Origin of the sequence: Pseudarthrobacter phenanthrenivorans (assembly GCF_000813845.1) — a bacterium.
Taxonomy (GTDB): Bacteria; Actinomycetota; Actinomycetes; order Actinomycetales; family Micrococcaceae; genus Arthrobacter; species Arthrobacter phenanthrenivorans_B.
In genome coordinates, this window is the sequence record NZ_JWTB01000003.1 from 32,705 (window position 1) to 50,046 (window position 17,342).

Consider the following 17,342-nt stretch of genomic DNA (forward strand, 5'->3'; position numbering starts at 1 on the left):
GGCCCGGCGGACGGAAGTCTTGCTATGCCGCGGCCAGCTCCTCGACCGTGGCCTTTTCACGGGCCTCGGTCAGGTAGCGGGCGTAGGCGGGGAGGGTAAGGAAGGACGGGAACTCGCGGCTCAGCGTGACCTCTTCAAAGATGTCGCGGGCGTCCTCGAACCGGTCGCCGTCGAATCGCTCCAGCCGGGCGAATTCCTCGTCCAGGAGTTCCTCCACCCACTCGTGGCTGATGATCTCTCCGTGGTCGGTGATGGCCCGGGCGTAGATCCACTGCCAGAGCTGGGAGCGGGAGATTTCGGCGGTGGCGGCGTCCTCCATGAGGTTGTGGATGGCCACCGCGCCGTTGCCGCGCAGCCAGGACTCGATGTAACGGATGCCCACTTCGATGTTGTTCCGGATGCCCTGCTCGGTGATGGTGCCGGTGGTGGCGGCAACGTCGATCAGGGCGCGGTCGTCCGGGGTGACGTCCTCGCGGAGCCGGTCCAGCTGGTTGGGCTTGCTGCCCAGGACGCCGTCGAACACCTCACGGCACACGGGCACCAGGTCCGGGTGCGCCACCCAGGAGCCGTCGAAGCCGTCGTTGGCCTCGCGGGTCTTGTCCGCCCGCACCTTTTCGAGGGCGTTGGCGTTGGCTTCCGGGTCCTTGCGGTTGGGAACTGCTGCAGCCATGCCGCCGATGGCCATGGCGCCGCGCTTGTGGCAGGCCCGCACGAGCTGTTCGGTGTAGGCACGCATGAACGGCTGCGTCATGGTCACCTGGCCGCGGTCCGGGAGGACGAAACGGGGGCCGCGGGTGCGGAAGTTCTTGATGAGCGAGAAGATGTAGTCCCAGCGGCCGGCATTCAGGCCCGAGGCGTGGTCGCGCAGTTCGTAGAGGATCTCCTCCATTTCGAACGCGGCGGTGATGGTCTCGATCAGCACCGTGGCGCGGATGGTGCCCTGCGGGATGCCGAGCAGGTCCTGGGCCAGGATGAAAATGTCGTTCCACAGCCGGGCCTCGAGGTGGTTCTCGATCTTCGGCAGGTAGAAGTACGGTCCCTTGCCCTGGGCCAGCAGGCGGCGGGCGTTGTGGAAGAAGAACAGGCCGAAGTCCACGATCCCGCCGGCGATCGGCTGGCCGTCAATGAGCATGTGCTTCTCCGGCAGGTGCCAGCCGCGGGGCCGGACCACGATGGTGGGGAGTTCACCGGCGGGCTTCAGCTTGTATTCCTTGCCCTCTTCGCTGGTGAAGTCGATCCGGCGCTCCAGTGCGTCGGTGAGGTTCAGCTGGCCTTTGATGACGTTCCGCCAGGTGGGGGTGGAGGAGTCCTCCATGTCAGCGAGCCATACCTTGGCGCCGGAGTTCAGGGCGTTGATGGTCATTTTCTTGTCCACCGGACCGGTGATCTCCACGCGGCGGTCCTCCAGGCCGGGGGCCGGGGGAGCAACCCGCCAGGACGGATCGTTGCGGATGTGCTCGGTCTCCCGCAGGAAGCGGGGGTCGGCGCCGGCGGCGATGTCGGCACGCCGGGTACGCCGTGCCTGCAGCAGCTCCTGCCGCCGCTCGGCGGTGGCCCGGTGCAGCTTGGCAATGAACTCCAGCGCGTCCGGGGTCAGCACCTCATTCTGCCGGCAAATCGGCTGTGCGGTGAGAGTAATGCCATTGATCGTAAAGCTATCGGTAAAGCTGTTCATCTCAGTCTCCTTAAAGACGAAAGGGAAGTTCGACGGCGGGTAGCGGCAGGGTGGCGACTTGGGCACGAGGCCGAGGAGCCGGTGTCGCGGCAGCCTGCGTAAAAGGGGCCCTGCGTCCGGCCTCGGCGAGTTCTACGAGCCCAAGGCCGGACGTGGGGAATAGCAGGCAGAGCGATGCCGGTCCGAAGGCCGGACGGAAGCGCCGCCGTCGTAAGTGTTAGTGGAACTGGCCCTCTTCGGTGGATCCCACGAGGGCGAGGGTGGACGCGTTCGGGTTGAGCGCCGTGGAGATGGTGTCGAAGTAGCCGGTGCCGACTTCGCGCTGGTGCTTGGTTGCGGTGTAGCCGCGGGACTCGGAGGCGAATTCCTTTTCCTGGAGTTCGACGTAGGCGCTCATGCCTTCCCGGGCGTAGCCGTGGGCGAGGTCGAACATCGAGTAGTTCAGGGCGTGGAAGCCGGCCAGGGTGATGAACTGGAACGTGAAGCCCATGGCGCCGAGTTCACGCTGGAACTTGGCAATGGTGTCGTCGTCCAGGTGCTTGCGCCAGTTGAACGAGGGCGAGCAGTTGTAGGAGAGCATCTGGTCCGGGAACTCGGCCTTGACGGATTCGGCGAACTTGCGGGCCAGCTCCAGGTCCGGGGTGCCCGTTTCCATCCAGATGAGGTCGGAGTACGGGGCGTAGGCCTTGGCGCGGGCAATGCAGGGTTCGATGCCGTTGCGGACCTTGTAGAAGCCCTCGGGTGTGCGCTCGCCGGTGATGAATTCCTGGTCCCGTTCGTCGACGTCCGAGGTGATCAGGGTGGCTGCCTCGGCGTCTGTGCGGGCGATGACGACGGTGGGGGTTCCGGCGACGTCGGCTGCCAGGCGGGCGGCGTTCAGGGTGCGGACGTGCTGCTGGGTGGGGATGAGCACCTTGCCGCCGAGGTGGCCGCACTTCTTCTCCGAGGCAAGCTGGTCTTCCCAGTGCACGCCGGAGGCGCCGGCCTGGATCATGGATTTCATGAGTTCGTAGGCGTTCAGCGGGCCGCCGAAGCCGGCCTCGGCGTCGGCGACGATCGGCACCAGCCAGTCCTCGACGGTCTGGATGCCTTCGGAGAACTCGATCTGGTCTGCGCGGAGCAGGGCGTTGTTGATCCGGCGGACCACGGTGGGAACCGAGTTGGCCGGGTAGAGGGACTGGTCCGGGTAGGTGTGGCCGGAGTTGTTGGCGTCCGCGGCGACCTGCCAGCCGGAAAGGTAGATGGCGCGCAGGCCGGCCTTGACCTGCTGCACGGCCTGGTTGCCGGTGAGGGCGCCCAGGGCGTTGGTGTAGCCGCCGGTCTTGTGCTCCTCGGTGAGCTGCTTCCACAGCTTTTCCGAACCGCGGCGCGCCAGGGTGTGCTCTTCGGAGACGCGGCCGCGGAGACGGACGACGTCGGAGGCTGAGTAGTCCCGGGTCACACCTTCCCAGCGGGGGTTGGCGGCCCACTCGAGCTCCAGGGCGGCGGCCTGCTGTTCGGGCGTCTGCTGGGTGGGCTCAAATGCTGCAGTCATCGTTGATCTCCTTGATTGAGCTCCGGAGGAGGTAGGTGGGAACCGCGCCGTTGAGGTTCCCACCGGCTTTTCCGGTGCAGTGTTTCTTTCCGTGTGAACTACTTTTCAGTACTTTCAACCGCCTTTCCAGATAAAAAGGGTGGAAAGAAATGCAGTTCTTCGCGTATTCTTCAGAAATGTCGCCTTCAAGCTGGAACAGGGACGTTTCCCAGCCGCCGTCCGCCTCGTCCACGGACCTTGATGTCATTTCCCTGGGCCGCCGTGTCCGCCATCTGCGCAAGCAGGCCGGGCTGACGCTCGATGACTTGAGCGCCGCCGTCGGAACTGCCCCGAGCCAGCTGAGCCTGATCGAAAACGGCAAACGCGAACCGAAGCTGACCCTGCTCCAGCACCTTGCGGCGGCGCTCAACGTCAGCATTGACCAACTGCTCGGGGCGGAGCCGCCCAGCCGCCGGGCCGCCCTGGAAATCGAGCTGGAACGGTACCAGCGCGGCCCGCTCTACGAGTCCCTGGACCTGCCCAAAATCCGCATCAGTTCACGGCTTCCGCTGGATGTACTGGAGGCCCAGGTGGGGCTGCTGCACGAGCTCGAACGGAAGATGAACGAACAGGTGGCCACCCCCGAGGAAGCCCGCCGCGCCAACGGTGAACTGCGGGCCATGATGCGGGAGCGCGGCAACTACTTCCCGGAGTACGAGGCTGAGGCGCAGAAGGTCCTCAAGGAGGTGGGCTACACCACCGGTCCGTTGAGCCAGCACGTCATCGCGGACATCGCCGCGCACCTCGGTTTCACCCTGCACCACGTGGGCGATCTGCCCCATTCCACCCGGTCAGTGACCGATTTGAAGAACCGCAGAATTTACCTGACGCAGAGCCAGCGGCAGGACCACGACCCCCGCTCGGTGCTGCTGCAGGCCCTGGGCCACTACGTCCTGGGCCACGAAACCCCGCGGAACTACGGCGACTTCCTGGCCCAGCGGGTGGCCACCAACTATTTCGCCGCCGCCCTGCTGCTGCCCGAGCAGGCCACAGTGGAATTTCTGCAAAAAGCCAAAGCGGCCAAGGAAATTGCCGTGGAGGACATCCGGGACGCATTCGCCGTGTCCTACGAGACCGCAGCCCACCGCTTCACCAACCTGGCCACGAAGCACCTTGGCATCACCACACATTTCCAGAAGACCCACCAGAGCGGCATCATCTACAAGGCGTATGAGAACGACGGCGTGAACTTCCCGCAGGACCACACCGGCGCCATCGAGGGCCAGCCGTCGTGCAAAGCCTGGACGTCGCGGGCCGTGTTCGACGTCCCGGACAAGTTCAGCGCCTACAGCCAGTACACCGACACCCCGTCCGGCACGTACTGGTGCACGGCCCGCACCGAGCGCTCACCCTCCGGGGAGTTCTCACTGAGCATCGGGGTGCCGTACCAGCACGTGAAGTGGTTCCGCGGACGGGAGACCACCGCCCGGGCCACCTCCAACTGCCCCGACCCCACCTGCTGCAAACGGCCCCCCGCCGAGCTTGCCAGCCAGTGGGCCGGGAACGCCTGGCCCTCCGCCCGGGCCCACTCCCACCTGCTGGCCGCCATGCCGCCGGGCGCCTTCCCCGGCGTGGATGAGACCGAGGTGTACAGCTTCCTGCAGGCCCACTCCGGCTCATAGGAAACGCCCGATCAGCTCCTGCCGGTTTCCTCCCGACGCCCGATCAGCTCCTGCCGGTTTCGTCCCGACGCCCGATCACTTTCCTGTTGAAAGTGATCGGGCGTTTGGGTTTGAGCGGCCAAAAGTGATCGGGCGTTTGGGTTTGAGCGGCCAAAAGTAATCGGGCGTTTGGGTTGAGCGGCCAAAAGTGATCGGGCGTTTGGGTTTGAGCGGCCAAAGGTGATGGCGCGTTGGTCAGCCGTGGAGCGTCCGGTAGGCGTTGCCCGCTGCCGGGTGCAGCGGGACGCCCGCGGTGTTGATGAGGCTTTCCGCGCTGAGGAACTGCACGCCCAGGCTGGACTGCGGGATGAGTTCGGCGGCAGAGTGCACCAACAGTTGGACGGTCCGCTCCACGGTGGCAGTGTCCAGGTCGCGGCGGCACAGGAGCAGGTTGGGTGCGCCCACCGTCCAGACGGCGGGGATGCCGGGATAGCTGCCCTCCGGAACCAGGACGCGGTCGTACAACCCGCCGTACCGCCGGCGAAGCTCCGGCAGCACGCTGGAAAGGTCCAGCAGGGCCAGCGCCACCTCCTGGGTGGCGGCGGCGATCGCCGCGGTGGGAACTCCGCCGGACCAAAACAGGGCATCCAACGTTCCGGCCTTGAGCGCGGCGATCCCGTCATTGAGGCCAAGGTTTTCGACGGCGGCTGTTCCGGCCGCGGGGACGGCGGCATCCGCTGAGGTGCCCAGCCCGGCTGCTTCGAGCAGGCGGGGAGTGGTCAGGGACGTCCCGGATCCGGGTTGGCCAACCGCAACGCGTCGCCCCGCCAGCCCGGAAAGCTCCCGGATGCCGCTGTCTTTCCGGACTACGCAATGCACATAGTTTTCATACACCTTGCCAATGGCTGCGATCCCCGCAGAATCCCCGCCGGGCTGGCCCGCAGCGTCGGCCAAAGCCACCGCGAAGGCGGCCCGCCCCGCCCGCAGCTCCGCAATGTTGTCCAGGCTCCCACCCGTGGCGACGGCCCGGGCATGGGCCGCCACTCCGTGGCGTTCCAGCGCCGTCGCCAGCAGGGTGGAGAACTCCAGGTAGAAACCGCCGGGTTCGCCGCCGGCCACCACCAGCTCCTCCGGCCGGTCCGCGCCGGTGCAGGCAGCAAGGGCAGGCGGCAGACAGGCGGCGAGTCCGACGGCGACGGCTGACTTCAGCACGGACCGCCGCGCCGGCAGGGCGGTGCGGCAGCCGGGCGAACCAGGTGTGTCCGAAGCGGCAGGTTCACGCACGGGCACCACCCCCACCGGATTCAGGTCCCGGGGCCGGCCGGGCAGGCGGCGGAATGGGAAACAGGACGCGTGCCGACAGCCCGTGCGGTGACGCGTCAGCCAGCACCAGGCGCGCTCCGTTGGCGGCTGCGAGTTCGCCCACGATGGTCATGCCCAGCCCGGTCCCCGGGATTGAAGCATGCCGTGGGGACCGCCAAAACCTGGTGGCAGCCGAGGCGCGTTCGGCGGCGGAAAGCCCCGGACCGTCGTCGGAAATTTCGACGGCGACCGTGCCGGCTTCCTGCCGGACCGCTGCCGTCACGGTGGCGCCGGGCGCGTACTTGGTGGCGTTGGTGAGGAGTTCGCCGGCCATCTGGGCCAGCTCTGCGGGGTGGCACGCCACCAGGACCGGCGGCCGCGGGGGTGGCTCCAGCACCAGCCGGCAGCCGGTCTGCTCCGCCAGCGGTGCCGCCCGCTCGATTTCCCCCTGGAGGACGGGGAACGGGTCCATTGGCGGGGCCGGAGGCTGGTGCCCGGTGCCGGCCGCCCGCAGGGAGCCCTCGGACGCCCGGTGCTCCGCGGCGGCGAGCTTCAGCACGCCATCCAGGATCTCCTCCACCCGGTCCAGTTCGGCCACCGCCCGCCCGGCCGCGTCATGTTCCCGGTCGGTCTTCAGCTCGAGCTGGAGCAGGTCCAGCCGCAGCCGGAGCGCCCCCACCGGGTTCCGCAGCTGGTGCGACGCATCCGCGATCAACTGCCGCTGCGCCGCCATACTGGCGCTGACGGTGTTGGCCATGGCGGTGAAGGACCGGCTCAGTTCGCGCAGCTCCGGCGGCCCGTCCTCGGGCAGGCTTCCCGTCCGCCCGGTCCGTTCCAGTTCATGCACGGCCGAATCGAGCCGCAGCACCGGCCGCAGCACCCAGCCCGTGACCCGGGCGGCCCCCACCAGGAGCACGGCGGCCAGCACCAGGGCGGCAACCCCCACGCCCAGCCATCGCTCACGGAGTTTCTGCTGGGCCGCGTCGGCGTGGACGTCCAGGACCACGGCGCCCAGGACCTGGCTGGCGCTGCCGAAGGGACGGAAGATGACGCGGGGACCGGAACCGAAGGGCTCCAGCTGCTCCAGCGATGTGTTGCTGACGTTGAGCCGGGCCAGGGCCAGCGCGTTCTGCACATCGGGCCGGTCCGCCGGGAGGCCGCCGGAAGCCAGGGTCTGCTGCTGCACCCGCACCACGATGCCCTCGCCGTACAGGCCGGAGTAGGTGTCCATCTCCTGCTGCAGCCGCACCGTGTCCCCGTCGCCCGCGGCATCAAAGGCCACCTGCGCCAGCCGGTTCACGGATGCCGCCCGGTTGATCTGCAGCTCCTGCGTGAGCTCGCGGGACGCCGAACCCAGGATGGTGCCCGAGATCAGGAAGACCACCACCAGGCAGAGCACGCTGAGGACACCCAGCACCCGCAGCCTCATCCGGACGCCGCCTCCACCCGGTACCCCACGCCGCGGACGTTGATGATGAAGCCGGGCTTCTGCAGTTTGGCCCGCAGCCCGGTGAGGTGGACGTCCAGGGACCGGGAGGACGCCAGGAAGGCATCACCCCAGAGCGCGTCCAGGATCTGTTCCCGGGTGACCACGGAGCCCGCGTGGCGTGCCAGCAGGGCCAGGAGCTCAAACTCCGTGGCGGTCAGGGGCAGGGGCGTGCCTGCCCTGGAAGCGGTGTGCCGGTTCAGGTCGATGGCAAGGTCGTCCAGCACAATGACGTCCTCCCGCGGTGTTCCGCGCTGCCGCCCCGCCCGCCGGGTCACGGCTTCGATCCGGGCCAGCAGTTCCACCAGTTTCACCGGCTTGACCAGGTAGTCGTCCGCGCCCGAGCGGAGCCCCAGCACCACGCTGCGTTCGTCGTCGCGCGCTGTCAGGATCAGGATGGGGACGTCGGTGACCTGCCGGAGCTTGCGCAGCACCTCCAGGCCGTCCATGTCCGGCAGGCCCAGGTCCAGCAGGATCACCTGGAAGTCCCGGTGCGAGAGCAGCGCGTCTGCGCCGCGGGAGAGCCGCTGAGGGTGGTGCCCGGCGCTTTCGACGGCTGCGGCCAAGGCACCGGCCATGGCGTCGTCGTCCTCGACGATCAGCACGTCCATGGCCATCTTCCTTGCTGCTTTTCCTGTATGTCCGGTTCATCCCTGCCCCGTGAGATTACCGCGTGGCGCCAGGATATGCCCGACGGCGGCAGGCCCGGCAGGACAGGCAAGGGAACCCGGACTGCAAAACCTAAGGAAGTGTTAGGAAAGTGCCGTCCGCGTTGGTTGTGCGGTGGATCACCCATACCGTGGATGGGGCCCTCCGGCGTCGGAGGCCGCCGTCACCACCAGGAGGAACTCACCGATGAGCACCCAACAAACCGCGCCCCTGTCGGAGGCCGCCCAGACCCGCAGGGCGGTGGGCAACATCCTGAAGGGCTCCGCCGGCAACCTTGTGGAGTGGTACGACCTTTACGTCTACACCGTCTTCGCCGCCTACTTCCAGGCGCACTTCTTTAACTCCAAGGACGAGCTGCAGGCGGGGCTGGAAGCGATGGCCGTCTTCTCCACGTCGTTCCTCATGCGTCCCATCGGCGCCTGGTTCTTTGGCCGGTACGCCGACCGCAAGGGCCGCAAGGCCGCCCTGACGCTGAGCGTCACCATGATGTCCGCCGGTTCCTTCGGCATTGCCGTGCTGCCCACGCAGGACGTGATCGGGCTGTGGGCCATGATCCTGCTGGTGCTCATCCGCGTGATCCAGGGCTTCTCCGTGGGCGGCGAATACGGCACCAGCGCCACCTATATGTCCGAGGCCGCCACCTCCAGGCGCCGCGGCTTCTTCTCCAGCTTCCAGTACGTCACGCTCGTGGGCGGCCAGATGATGGCCCTGCTGGTCCTGGTCATCCTGCAGAACGTGATGCCCAAGGGCGACCTGAACGAGTGGGGCTGGCGGATCCCGTTCGCCATCGGCGGCGTTGCGGCCCTCGTGGTCCTGTGGCTGCGCCGCTCCATGGAGGAAACGGTCTCGGCCGAGCAGATCGAGGCAGCCAAGACCCCGGCGGTGGCCGGCCAGGCCCAGCCGGGCACCATGAAGCTGCTGTTCACCACCTACTGGAAGCCGCTGCTGGTCTGCATCGGCATTACCCTGGGCGGCACCGTGGCGTTCTACACCTACACCAACTTCATCCTGAAGTTCATGAACGATACGTCCGGCATCGCCAAGACCGACACGTCCGTGATCAACTTCTGGGCCCTGTTCATCTTCATGCTCCTGCAGCCCGTGTACGGCATCATCTCGGACAAGGTGGGCCGCAAGCCGCTGCTGCTCTGGTTCGGCATCACCGGTGTCCTGTTCACCTGGCCGCTGCTCTCCACGCTGGCCGGCACCAAGGATCCGTTCACCGCGTTCCTGCTGATGATGGGCGGCCTGCTGATCGTGGGCGGCTACACCTCCATCAACGCGCTGGTGAAGGCCGAGCTGTTCCCCGCCTCCATCCGCGCCCTGGGCGTGGGACTGGGCTACGCGATCGCCAACTCGCTGTTCGGCGGGACCGTTCCGCTGATTGGTGCGGCCTTCCAGAAGTCCGGCCAGGAGGAGCTGTTCTTCACCTACGTCACCGTGGCGATCGCCATCTCGCTGCTGGTCTACATCTTCGCGCTGAAGAACAAGAAGGCCACGCACCTTGACGCGGAGCAGGGCCACGCCTGGGTGCAGGCCGGTGCCGGCGACGGACAGGACAAGGACCGGCTCGGCGTCTAGCGCCGGGGCCTGCTAGAGCACCTGGTCACCAGGGAGGCGTACGACGGCGGCTGCCCGGCCGCCGTCGTACGCCTCCTTTTTGCGTTGCGGGGGAGTCCTAGCGGCGGATGCTCCGCCTGGCGGCCAGGAAGCCGTGCGCGGCGAACAGGCGCGGGAGCACGAGATAGACCGCCGTGGGAACAACCACCATGGTCAGGGCCATCGCCCGGAAGATGGGGTGCCAGTTTTCCATCAGGGGAGCGGCCACCATCATGCCGGTCGCCACAAGCGGAAAAATTGCCAGCCAGGTAATGGCGGCGCGGACATGGATCGATGGCGGCGCTGCCGGCGCCGGGGTCGCCGACGAGGGCGCGGACGGCTCGGCAATGGCCGGGGCTGCGGGCTGTGAAACAGTATCCATGGAAACTCCAACTAGTTAGTTGCTTTTGCTTGCAATGACAATAAGCGCGCTCGGAAGCAATTGCAACTACCTGGTTGGAATTGCGTAGACTGACGTCATGGCATGGAACACGGAGCGGACCAAAGAGCTGCTGCTGGCGGCTGCAACGGAAGAGTTCAGCGCCAAGGGCCTGGCCGGCGCCCGGGTGGACCGCATCGCGGCGGCCGCAGGCGTCAACAAGGAACGCATTTACCAGTACTTCGGCAAAAAGGATGAGCTGTTCGACGCCGTCCTGGCCGCCGAAATGGTCCGGGTCATGACTGAAGTACCTATCAACGGCAGGGGGCCGGGGGCGTTCGGGGACTATGCCGGACGCCTCTTCGACCGGCACACCACCGATGGCGTCCTGCCCAGGCTCCTGTTCTGGGAAGGTCTGGAACGGGGCGGCGAGACTGTCAGCCGTGCCACCCGGTCCGACCATTGCGCCATCAAGGTGGGCCAGGTCCTGGACGTCCTGCCCGGGATCGACCGGACCGACGCCGCGGACCTGTTGATCACCGTCATCACCCTGTGTGACGGCTGGCCGGTCCTTCCCCAGATCGACACCCTCCTGGCGGGCAGCAGCGAAGACCGCACCACCCGCCGTCGTGCATTTATCGTGCGCACCGCAACCCTGCTCGCTGAAGCCCTGACAGCCGAGGCAGCGGCCGTGCCGCAAGCCGCGCGTCGCTAAGCGGACCGTTCCTCCGGGGGAGCGGGCCTGGGAAGGCGGCCAGGGCGGGCGGACTATATTGGCCATGTCAGCACACCACCACAAACGCGGGAGTCTGCCACCCATGGCCAAGGAACTTGCCACCCAGCTCATCGAACAACTCCAGGCTGCCGGCGTGCAGCGGATCTACGGGATCGTGGGGGACAGCCTCAACCCGATCGTGGACGCGGTCCGCCAGACGGGAGGCGCCGCGAAGGGCGGGATCGACTGGGTGCATGTGCGCCATGAAGAAGCCGCAGCGTTTGCGGCTGCCGCCGAAGCCCAGCTCACGGGAAAGCTCGCGGTGTGCGCCGGCTCCTGCGGCCCCGGAAACCTGCACCTGATCAACGGGCTGTACGACGCCAACCGCTCCGGGGCGCCGGTGCTGGCCATCGCCTCCCACATTCCCAGCAAGCAGATCGGCAGCAGCTTCTTCCAGGAGACCCACCCGGACCGGCTGTTCAACGAATGCTCGGTGTACTCGGAACTCATCAGCACGGCCGAGCAGGCACCACGCGTCATGCACAGCGCCATCCAGCACGCGCTGGGACTCGGGGGAGTCGCCGTCGTGACCCTGCCCGGCGACATCGCCGGCCTGGAAGCCGCGGCACCCACCCCGCTGCCTGCCGCGTTCCGGCCCGCCAGCCTGGTTCCGGACCCGGCCAGCGTCCAGGCGCTCGCGGATGCCATCAACGACGCCGGCAAGGTGGCCATCTTTGCCGGTGCCGGCGTGGAGGGCGCCCACACGGAACTGATGGCGCTCGCCGAACTGGCCAAGGCGCCCGTGGGCCACTCGCTCCGCGGCAAGGATTTCGTCCAGTATGACAACCCCTTCGACATCGGCATGACCGGGTTGCTGGGCTATGGGGCCGCAGCCGAAGGCATCGAGGACGCCGACCTGCTGGTCCTCCTCGGCACGGACTTCCCCTACGACCAGTTCCTGCCGGACACCCGGACCGCGCAGGTGGACCGGGCGGCCCACCGGCTGGGCCGCCGGACGGACGTCGACATCGCCGTCCACGGCGACGTGCTGCCCACCCTGCGCGCCCTCCTGCCGCTGGTCAAGGCCAAGAAGAGCCGGCGCTTCCTGGACCAGATGCTCAAGAAACACGACCGCCTGATGAACAAGGCCGTGGGCGCCTACACCCGCAAAGTGGAGAAAAAGCAGCCCATCCACCCGGAGTACGCGGCCTCCCTGCTGGACCAGGTTGCGGCCGAAGACGCCATCTTCACCGCCGACACCGGGATGTGCAACGTCTGGACCGCCCGCTACATCAACCCGCTCGGCACCCGCCGGCTGATCGGATCCTTCCTGCACGGCTCCATGGCCAATGCCCTCCCGCATGCCATCGGCGCACAGCTGGCATTCCCCGGCCGCCAGGTCATCTCGGTGTCCGGCGACGGCGGGCTGTCCATGCTGCTGGGGGAGCTCATCACTGCCGCCGCCTACAAACTGCCCGTCAACGTGGTGGTCTTCAACAACTCCACGCTGGGCATGGTCAAGCTCGAGATGCTGGTGGACGGGCTGCCCGACTTCGGCGTGGACGTGCCGGACGCCAACTACGCGGCCGTTGCACAGGCGCTGGGCTTCCACGCGGTGCGGGTCACGGATCCCGCGCAGATCGAATCGGCCTACCGGGAGGCGTTTGCGCACCCGGGACCGTCGCTGGTGGAGCTCATCACCGATCCCAAGGCCCTCTCCATCCCGCCGAAGATCTCCGGCTCCCAGGTGATCGGCTTCGCCACGGCCATGTCCAAGGTGGTCCTCAACCGCGGCGCGGGCGAGGCCGTGAGTATGGCCCGCAGCAACCTGCGCAACATCCCGCGGCGCTGACCGGGTCCAGACCCGCCATCAGATCCTGCCCCTAAATCCGGAACGCGTCTGCATAAAGTGCAGACGCGTTCCGGATTTTCCGGCGAAAAGTGATGGGGCGTTTGGGTTTTAGGGCCAAAACGAGATGGGGGATTGGTCAGCGGGCGCCGCCCTGCCACAGGGCGTCGAACGGGGCGCCGGAGGCCACGCGGTTGCGGATGCCGGCGGTGACAAAGTCTTTGGCGGTCCGTGCGGCTTCCAGGGGGCTGGCTCCCTTGGCGAGCTCCGCCGTCACCGCTGCTGCGAGCGAGCAGCCGGCACCGGAGACGGCCACCTCGCCCACCTTGGGGGCGCTCAAGACTTCCAGGGTGTCGCCGTCGTAGAAGACGTCGACGGCGTCCGGGCCTTCCAGCCGGACCCCGCCCTTGGCAAGGACTGCCGCGCCGCTGAGCTCGTGGATGCGGACGGCGGCGGCCTTCAGCGACTCCACATCCGTGATCTCCAGGCCGGACAGTGATTCCGCCTCGAAGTGGTTGGGCGTGACGACAGTGGCCAGCGGCAGGATCTGCGCCTTCAGGGCCTGGTCCGTGTCCAGCGCGTGCCCCGGCTCCTGTCCCTTGCAGATCAGCACCGGGTCCAGGACAACGTTGGCGAAGCTGTTCTCCTGCAGGGCGGACGCCACCGTGCTGATCGTGGCGGGGCTGCCCAGCATGCCGATCTTCACGGTGTCCAGGGCGGACGGCGCGCCCGACGCCGGACCGTACGCCGCCGTCGTCGCCTCCAGCTGGTCGGCAATCACCTGCTGGTCCACCGGCACGAACCGGTGGTTCCAGCTGTCCTTCGGGTCGAACGAGACAATGCACGTGAGGTTGGCAATGCCGAAGACACCGAGTTCCTGGAAGGTCTTCAGGTCGGCCTGGGCTCCGGCGCCACCGGTGGCTTCGGAGCCTGCGATGGTGAGGACGACGGCGGGGCCGGCGGCGGACAGCGTTGCGTCAGTGGAAGCGGAAGTCATGGGCCCATCCTGCCACCCGCCGTCGGACGCCTGCCATGTGGCGGCGTACAGCGGATGACGGGCCGCAGTGTTCAGGACCACAAGGGGCGGGCGCCGGGAGCGGTGCCCGCGTCAGGCCCGGCCCTTGGCGATCTGCAGCAGTGCCCGTCCCAGCTCCGGCTGGCTGTAGACGAAGCCCGCGTCCAGGAGTTTCTGCGGCTGCACCCACCGGGACTTGAACACCAGTTCGGTTTCGGTGCGGATCAGGACCGCTCCGGCGCGGAGCAGCCACGAAGGAGTCGGCAGCCCGAAGCGGGCGCCATAAGCCCGGCGCACCAGCCGCATCAGGTCCCGGTTGGACACCACATCCGGCGACGCCACATTGACAGGCCCGGTGACGTCGGTCCGCGCGTGCAGGAAACGGATGCTGCGGTACAGGTCCTCCACGTGGATCCAGCTGAATTTCTGGTTGCCGTCGCCCATGTGGCCGCCCAGCCCCAGCCGCGCCAGGTTGGCGAAGGGCTGGAGCGCACCACCGCCGCGGCCCAGGACGATGGCGATCCGCAGCGGGATCTTCCGGGTTCCGGGGGTATCCGCCGCCTCCAGGGCTGCCTCCCACGCCTTGGCGACGTCCACCGAGAATCCGCTTCCCAGCTCGCCACCGGCCTCGGACTGCGGCCGGTCCCGCGCGTCACGGTAGATGGTGCCCGTGCTGGCGTTGAGCCAGGTCGACGGCGGTTCCTGGCAGCGTGCGATCGCCCGGCCGAGTGCCTGGGTCGTGGCCACCCGGGACTCCAGGATCGCGGCCTTGTTCCGGTCGTTGTAGCGGCAGGAAACGGAACGTCCGGCGAGATTCACCACCAGGGAAGCGCCGTCAAGCACCCGCTGCATGCCGCCGTCGTCATCCCAGCCGGCGGAGGAGCTGCCGTTCCCCTTCCGTCCGATGGTGCGCACGGTCCAGCCGTCCTGCTCGAAGCGCCGGGTGAGGTAGCTGCCGATGAAGCCCGAGGCGCCCGCCACCACAACCGTTTTTGCCCTGCCCATGTCTTCCCCCATTGTTCGTACTTACTGTCCGCCGCGGATGCTGCGGCTCAGGCCCAGGACGTCGTCGAGGACCTTGCTGACACCCGGGATGCGGGCCAGCGCGAGTCCCCGGGCGATCAGCGGCGCCGCGCCGTCCACCAGCGTCCTGGTCCGTTGCTGCCCTTCCGAGGTGTCGTAGACCCAGAAGAGGGTGATGCCCAGGTAGCAGAGCCACAGCAGTTCCGGCAGGTCGGCCCGCAGTTTCTTCGGCAGCGCCGGCCGGGCCCCCTCAACCGCGGTCCTGAAGATGGCCAGGGATGCTTCGCGGGCGGACGTGGAGTTCGCCGAGAACGGATTCACGGGGGAGGTGGGCCGGATGGCCGTGGCCACAAAGTCGGACCCGAACCGGTGGTACGGCGCCATGACGTCGAGTCCTGCGTGGAGGACGGCCCGAAGCCGGTCAGCCAGTCCGCTTGCCTCCAGCAGGGCGTTGGCAGCCAGGCCGGCATGCTCTGCCTGCACCTGGACGTACAGCTCATGGACCAGGTCGTCCTTGGAGGCGAAGTAGTAGTAGGCGTTTCCCACGGACACGCCTGCCTCAGCTGCGATGCCCCGCATGGTGGTCTTTTCGAACCCGATCTCACGGAACATGCGCAGGGCGGCCTCCGCCACCTTCTGCCTGGTCTGCTCACTCTTGGCGGCCATGGTTCCCCGATTCTTGAACGTGTTCAAAAGCAGTGTGGCACACATAGTTGAACATGTTCAATTCCTGGCTTCCGGGGCAGCCGACACGAAACCGGCCGGCCACAGCGGCAATGGAAGAATGGCCTGAGTGCTAATACAACCGGCCGCCCCGTTCCGGGCGCCGGCCAACCACTCCTGAATGGATGCCTTTATGTCCCCTGCCTCCGGCCACAGTGCCGCGCCCGAAACCGTCCACGCAGCTGACCCTGCCTCCAGTGTCCGGTTCGCCGCCGTCGGCTCGCCCTTTTTTGGAATCATGCTGGCGTCCATGGCAGTGGTGCTGATCCTGTCCAACATCGGGGCGTCCAAAGGGGTCGCTTTCGGCCCGATCGTCACCGACGGTGGCTTCTTCCTCTTCCCGCTCGCCTACATCCTGGGCGACGTGATCAGCGAGGTCTACGGCTTCAAGGTGGCCCGCAAAGCCATCTTCACCACCTTCGCGCTGTCCGTCTTCGCATCCCTCTGCTACTGGGTGGTCATCGCCCTGCCGGGCTTCGACGACGAGTACGGTGCCGCGAAGCAGTCGGCGCTGGAGGGCGCGCTGGGTCCCGTGCCGCAGATCGTGTTGGCGTCACTGCTGGCATTCCTGGCCGGGCAGACCATCAACTCCTGGATCCTGGTCCGGATGAAGGCCCGCACCGGCGAGAAGTCGTTGTGGGCCCGCCTGATGGGCTCCTCCGGCGCCGGCGAGTTCGTGGACACGCTGATCTTCTGCAGCATCGCGGCATCCGTCATCGGCATCGCGGACCTGGGAAGCTTCGTGAACTACGTGGTGGTGGGCTTCGTGTACAAGACGTTGGTGGAGTTCCTGTTCGTTCCCATCACGTCGCTGGCCATCAACTGGGTCAAGAAGCGCGAGCCCAGTTACGGCGTCCCGGACCGGGCCGCGGCAGCGGCGGCAAACGCCGCGTAGCTGCCGCCCGGCGCCGTCCCTTCTGGCTGCTGATCGCCCGGCAGCCCTGGTTCGGCGGCGGGAGGCCGGCTTAGGCCTTCAGCGTCCCGTCCAGGAGGTCCCGCAGCTCCGTGAAGTGCCGCTCCGTTGCTTCCGAGTGGAAGGCAGACGTGTCCGCCATGGTGTAGCCGTGCGGCGCGCCGTCGTAAATGCCGTTGGAAGCCGCCAGCCCTGCGGCCTGCAGCGCTTCCCCCAGCCGGGCGACGGCGTCGGGGGCCATGCTCCGGTCGTGGTCCGCGTGGCCGAACACGAACCTCGCGCGGGCCTTCCCCAGGCCCAGGTGCGGACTGTCCGGGTCTTCGGTGGCGAGGCCGCCGCCGTGGAAGCCGCCGCAGGCAGCCAGCACGTCCGGGTGGGAAGTTGCGGTGCGGACCGCGAGCCTGGCGCCCATGCAGTAGCCCACGGTGCCGATGGGACCGGGCGCGACGCCGTCGAGCGCTGCCAGTGCCGAAACCCAGGCATCGATGTCCGGCAGGGCTTTGTCCGGGGTCAGGCGGCCGACCCGCGGGAACGCAGCCTTGCCGGCGGCTTCACGGCCTTCCTGGGTGGTCATGTCAGCTGCGGGAGCGAGCTCGGCGGCCGTTCCTTCGCGGTAGAAAACGTTGGGCGCCAGCACCACATAACCCCAGTCCGCGATGCGCTGGGCCATGTCCTGGATGCGGGGGCGCAGGCCGAAGGCATCCATGTACAGGAGGACGCCGGGGAACGGGCCGGTACCGGCGGACGGACGGGCGACAAGGGCTTCGGCAGGGCCTGCAGCGGCCTGGATTTCGATGAGCATTGGGTCAGGATAGCGGAG

At 67.6% G+C, this 17,342-nt stretch carries 15 protein-coding genes; 5 read left to right on the forward strand and 10 right to left on the reverse strand.

Features of this window, described 5'->3' with window-relative positions:
* Positions 1–22: 22 nt before the first annotated feature.
* Together aceB and aceA are read right to left on the reverse strand one after the other, a co-directional pair.
* Entirely contained in the window at positions 23–1,675 is a 1,653-nt protein-coding gene (gene aceB / locus RM50_RS01005) for a malate synthase A (RefSeq protein ID WP_043448958.1), read from the reverse strand.
* A gap of 217 nt (positions 1,676–1,892) precedes the next feature.
* Positions 1,893–3,209 carry an isocitrate lyase gene (aceA, locus tag RM50_RS01010; RefSeq protein ID WP_043448961.1) on the reverse strand — a complete coding sequence of 439 codons (1,317 nt, stop codon included), beginning with the start codon at positions 3,207–3,209 and terminating at the stop codon, positions 1,893–1,895.
* A 149-nt stretch (positions 3,210–3,358) separates the two neighbouring features.
* Here aceA and RM50_RS01015 point away from each other — a divergent pair, with 149 nt between their 5' ends.
* The gene (locus RM50_RS01015; protein WP_043448964.1) at positions 3,359–4,870 is read left to right on the forward strand and encodes an XRE family transcriptional regulator; all 1,512 of its coding nucleotides are present in this window, start codon (positions 3,359–3,361) and stop codon (positions 4,868–4,870) included.
* A 234-nt stretch (positions 4,871–5,104) separates the two neighbouring features.
* Here RM50_RS01015 and RM50_RS01020 read toward each other — a convergent pair whose 3' ends face one another.
* From RM50_RS01020 to RM50_RS01030, 3 genes are read right to left on the reverse strand one after another with little or no spacing between them, the layout of a single operon-like run.
* Entirely contained in the window at positions 5,105–6,133 is a 1,029-nt protein-coding gene (locus tag RM50_RS01020; RefSeq protein WP_240471785.1) for a TAXI family TRAP transporter solute-binding subunit, read from the reverse strand.
* The gene (locus tag RM50_RS01025; protein ID WP_043448967.1) at positions 6,126–7,580 is read right to left on the reverse strand and encodes a HAMP domain-containing sensor histidine kinase; all 1,455 of its coding nucleotides are present in this window, start codon (positions 7,578–7,580) and stop codon (positions 6,126–6,128) included. The genes RM50_RS01020 and RM50_RS01025 overlap by 8 nt, the downstream gene beginning before the upstream one ends.
* Positions 7,577–8,248 (reverse strand): response regulator transcription factor, encoded by a 672-nt coding sequence (locus RM50_RS01030; protein ID WP_043449074.1) that lies wholly within the window; start codon positions 8,246–8,248, stop codon positions 7,577–7,579. Before RM50_RS01030 ends, RM50_RS01025 begins: the two co-directional genes overlap by 4 nt.
* 244 nt (positions 8,249–8,492) lie before the next feature.
* Here RM50_RS01030 and RM50_RS01035 point away from each other — a divergent pair, with 244 nt between their 5' ends.
* Complete coding sequence (locus tag RM50_RS01035) at positions 8,493–9,887, forward strand: MFS transporter (protein WP_043448969.1); 1,395 nt, start codon at positions 8,493–8,495, stop codon at positions 9,885–9,887.
* 97 nt (positions 9,888–9,984) lie between these two features.
* On the opposite strand, the gene RM50_RS01040 is transcribed toward RM50_RS01035, so the two are convergent.
* A complete protein-coding gene (locus RM50_RS01040) occupies positions 9,985–10,287 on the reverse strand; it encodes a hypothetical protein (RefSeq protein WP_043448970.1) in 303 nt (100 codons plus the stop codon).
* 97 nt (positions 10,288–10,384) lie between these two features.
* Here RM50_RS01040 and RM50_RS01045 point away from each other — a divergent pair, with 97 nt between their 5' ends.
* Both RM50_RS01045 and RM50_RS01050 read left to right on the forward strand, forming a co-directional pair.
* A complete protein-coding gene (locus RM50_RS01045) occupies positions 10,385–10,999 on the forward strand; it encodes a TetR/AcrR family transcriptional regulator (RefSeq protein ID WP_043448972.1) in 615 nt (204 codons plus the stop codon).
* 103 nt (positions 11,000–11,102) lie between these two features.
* Entirely contained in the window at positions 11,103–12,851 is a 1,749-nt protein-coding gene (locus RM50_RS01050) for a pyruvate dehydrogenase (protein ID WP_043448974.1), read from the forward strand.
* A 136-nt stretch (positions 12,852–12,987) separates the two neighbouring features.
* On the opposite strand, the gene RM50_RS01055 is transcribed toward RM50_RS01050, so the two are convergent.
* The 3 genes from RM50_RS01055 to RM50_RS01065 all read right to left on the reverse strand — a co-directional run bounded on the left by RM50_RS01055 (position 12,988) and on the right by RM50_RS01065 (position 15,552).
* Positions 12,988–13,845, reverse strand: a complete 858-nt coding sequence (locus tag RM50_RS01055; RefSeq protein ID WP_043448976.1) for a hydroxymethylpyrimidine/phosphomethylpyrimidine kinase — start codon at positions 13,843–13,845, stop codon at positions 12,988–12,990.
* A 111-nt stretch (positions 13,846–13,956) separates the two neighbouring features.
* On the reverse strand, positions 13,957–14,868 hold the full coding sequence (locus RM50_RS01060; protein ID WP_043448978.1) for a TIGR01777 family oxidoreductase: 912 nt from the start codon (positions 14,866–14,868) through the stop codon (positions 13,957–13,959).
* 21 nt (positions 14,869–14,889) lie between these two features.
* The gene (locus RM50_RS01065) at positions 14,890–15,552 is read right to left on the reverse strand and encodes a TetR/AcrR family transcriptional regulator (protein WP_043448980.1); all 663 of its coding nucleotides are present in this window, start codon (positions 15,550–15,552) and stop codon (positions 14,890–14,892) included.
* A gap of 190 nt (positions 15,553–15,742) precedes the next feature.
* Here RM50_RS01065 and RM50_RS01070 point away from each other — a divergent pair, with 190 nt between their 5' ends.
* A complete protein-coding gene (locus RM50_RS01070) occupies positions 15,743–16,504 on the forward strand; it encodes a queuosine precursor transporter (RefSeq protein WP_043448982.1) in 762 nt (253 codons plus the stop codon).
* A gap of 70 nt (positions 16,505–16,574) precedes the next feature.
* On the opposite strand, the gene RM50_RS01075 is transcribed toward RM50_RS01070, so the two are convergent.
* Positions 16,575–17,324, reverse strand: coding sequence for a dienelactone hydrolase family protein (locus RM50_RS01075; RefSeq protein ID WP_043448984.1), 750 nt, complete (start codon positions 17,322–17,324; stop codon positions 16,575–16,577).
* Between the last annotated feature and the right edge of the window lie 18 nt (positions 17,325–17,342).

What these genes read in the sequence shown, in the direction of transcription:
- aceB (WP_043448958.1), bottom strand. Translation starts at nt 1,675, where the DNA reads ATGAACAGCTTTACCGATAGCTTTACGATCAATGGCATTACTCTCACC.
- aceA (WP_043448961.1), bottom strand. Translation starts at nt 3,209, where the DNA reads ATGACTGCAGCATTTGAGCCCACCCAGCAGACGCCCGAACAGCAGGCC.
- RM50_RS01015 (WP_043448964.1), top strand. Translation starts at nt 3,359, where the DNA reads ATGCAGTTCTTCGCGTATTCTTCAGAAATGTCGCCTTCAAGCTGGAAC.
- RM50_RS01025 (WP_043448967.1), bottom strand. Translation starts at nt 7,580, where the DNA reads ATGAGGCTGCGGGTGCTGGGTGTCCTCAGCGTGCTCTGCCTGGTGGTG.
- RM50_RS01030 (WP_043449074.1), bottom strand. Translation starts at nt 8,248, where the DNA reads ATGGACGTGCTGATCGTCGAGGACGACGACGCCATGGCCGGTGCCTTG.
- RM50_RS01035 (WP_043448969.1), top strand. Translation starts at nt 8,493, where the DNA reads ATGAGCACCCAACAAACCGCGCCCCTGTCGGAGGCCGCCCAGACCCGC.
- RM50_RS01040 (WP_043448970.1), bottom strand. Translation starts at nt 10,287, where the DNA reads ATGGATACTGTTTCACAGCCCGCAGCCCCGGCCATTGCCGAGCCGTCC.
- RM50_RS01045 (WP_043448972.1), top strand. Translation starts at nt 10,385, where the DNA reads ATGGCATGGAACACGGAGCGGACCAAAGAGCTGCTGCTGGCGGCTGCA.
- RM50_RS01050 (WP_043448974.1), top strand. Translation starts at nt 11,103, where the DNA reads ATGGCCAAGGAACTTGCCACCCAGCTCATCGAACAACTCCAGGCTGCC.
- RM50_RS01055 (WP_043448976.1), bottom strand. Translation starts at nt 13,845, where the DNA reads ATGACTTCCGCTTCCACTGACGCAACGCTGTCCGCCGCCGGCCCCGCC.
- RM50_RS01060 (WP_043448978.1), bottom strand. Translation starts at nt 14,868, where the DNA reads ATGGGCAGGGCAAAAACGGTTGTGGTGGCGGGCGCCTCGGGCTTCATC.
- RM50_RS01065 (WP_043448980.1), bottom strand. Translation starts at nt 15,552, where the DNA reads ATGGCCGCCAAGAGTGAGCAGACCAGGCAGAAGGTGGCGGAGGCCGCC.
- RM50_RS01070 (WP_043448982.1), top strand. Translation starts at nt 15,743, where the DNA reads ATGTCCCCTGCCTCCGGCCACAGTGCCGCGCCCGAAACCGTCCACGCA.
- RM50_RS01075 (WP_043448984.1), bottom strand. Translation starts at nt 17,324, where the DNA reads ATGCTCATCGAAATCCAGGCCGCTGCAGGCCCTGCCGAAGCCCTTGTC.